Origin of the sequence: Streptomyces sp. SID3212, from assembly GCF_009865405.1 — a bacterium.
In the GTDB taxonomy this organism is placed as follows: domain Bacteria; phylum Actinomycetota; class Actinomycetes; order Streptomycetales; family Streptomycetaceae; genus Streptomyces.
Genome location: NZ_WWJY01000256.1, coordinates 1 through 2,081, shown reverse-complemented (window position 1 = coordinate 2,081; position 2,081 = coordinate 1). Strand labels below are relative to the sequence as shown.

Sequence of the window (2,081 nt, the reverse complement as noted above, 5' to 3'; positions counted from 1 at the left end):
ACGGCGGTCCGGCGCTGATCCACGCGCTGGAGGACGCCGAGGGGCGGGCCACGGGGTGGGTGACGGCGTATCCGGGCCGCGGGCAGGCCACCGGCGCACCGCCACCGGCCCCGGACGCCGGTCGTCCGGTCCGGACCGGCTACCCGGCCGCCCGGCTGGTCAACGCCGACAGCGCCACGGACTCCGACCCCGCCATGGAGATGGACCTCGATCCCCCTTCCGGCCCGGCGTCGGAGCCCGACGCCGAGCTCGAACCCCCCTACGACCTGTCCGGGTCCGGCGAGGTGTCCGACGCCGACTCCGACTCCGACAACTCCGCCGACTCCGACGACAACACGTACCTCCAGATCCCGTCCTGGCGGATCACCGGCGCGCCCGACACCCCGCGTTTCACCGGCTACTACGGGAATCCCTACTGGCGCGGGAAGAGCCTCGACTTCGAGTTCACACTCGCGCGACTCCTGGCCGCGCGGCCCGAGGTGACCACCACGGTCCGCGAGACCGTGGGCCGCGCGCACCGGTTCCTCGTCGAGCGGTTCGGGGAGGAGGCGGCCACCCAGGCGTTCTTCCCGCCGGACGACCCGAGGTGGGCGGCACCGGGCGGACCCCTCCCCCAGCTCCTCGGCCCCGACGCCACGGCCACCCTCCCCCAGCTGATGGAGGCGTACGCCAACGCGGTCTTCGCCCACACCGGCCCCGCGACCGTCAGCCGCGCCCTGCCCGGCCGGATCCGGCACGCCGGACAGCCGCTGAGGAGGCTGAACCCGGCGGCCCGCGCGAGCTGGCAGCGGCACGACGCCCTGGGCTTCCGTCAGGTGGCGGGGGTGAACGGCCCCGCGCTGTGGCTGCTCCAGGGCACCCAGGAGCTGGGAGCCACCCCGGCCGAGCTGGCCACCTTCCGTACGGCGCTGATCGCCTGGTCGGTCCTGGAGGGCGTCCAGTCCCTCCACGAGGTCCTGCGCGCCTCGCACCTGGTCGGTATGGGCGGGGCGGACGAGCGCGTCGCGACGCGGCGGGACGCCGCCCGTACCCACGGGTGGGCCAGGGACCACCTCGTCGACTGGCAGCGCATCCCGGACACCCCCGAGGGCCTCGCGGTGCGCGATCGTCTGCGCGCTCCCCACGTGGCGCTGTACGGCGACGGCGTGCGCTTCCCCCGCCAGGCGACCGACGGTCTCGCCGTCCCCGACGACCTGCTGGCGATGGTCGACGTCCTGCTCTCCGGCGCCGTTCCGGCGTCCCCCGACGACGAACGCATGGAGGTGGCACGGGAGTGGCTGTCACGGTACGGCGAGGAGGGCCGCGCCGCGCTGCTGAAGCTGTCCCCCGCCCACATCACCGCCCTGTTCATCTACAGCATGTCCGACTACCGGCTCATGAAGGCGCTCCTGAACGGCGAGCGGTTCGGACAGCTCGCGAGCCGGTGGCTGGTGCGTTCCGTCGCCTGGACGCTGGTCACGCGCGGCGTCTACGTCGTCTGGTCGCCCGGCTCGGGGCCGTGGGAGAGCCACGTTCCCCTGACGCTGCGCACCCAGCCCGGTTTCCACGAGGTGTTGCAGGGGTTGGTGGACCTGCGCGACCTGGAACCGGGTCCCGAGCTGTCGCGGCTGCGCCGCAGGCTCGACGCGATCGCCGACGGGCTCCACGGTCAGCTGAAGGCACACATCGAGATGGCCGTCGAAGCCCTGGAACTGCTCCCCCCGGTGCGGCGTACCGTCTGGTGGGGCGACCGGGGCGTGCCCGGGTCACTGGCCCGGCCGGCGGCCAACTCGCCGCTGTACAACGGCGCGGTGATCTCGGTGCCGTTCTTCCGCAGCACCTCCACGGATTCCGGCGCGGCCATCGCCTTCGCCGTGGGCAGGGGCAGCGGGCCCTCGCACACCCACCGCGGGGTGTTCGAGATCCCCGGATCCCTGGGCAAGGAGATCGCCATGTTCTCCGCCTTCGCGGGCGAGTCGGAGGTCCTCTATCCGCCCGGTTCGTACTTCCTCTCCCAGAACCGGACCATCCGTACGTACGACGAGGGCTCGACGCGGCACACCTACGCGTACTCCGTGGTCGCGGAGGCCACCGCGCACCGG

The 2,081-nt window shown here is 73.4% G+C and carries 1 protein-coding gene; it reads left to right on the top strand.

Going from position 1 to position 2,081, the window contains the following annotated elements; genetic code table 11:
- Positions 1-2,081: hypothetical protein (locus tag GT042_RS07855; RefSeq protein ID WP_202532497.1), on the top strand; the 2,081-nt coding region annotated here is incomplete at both ends.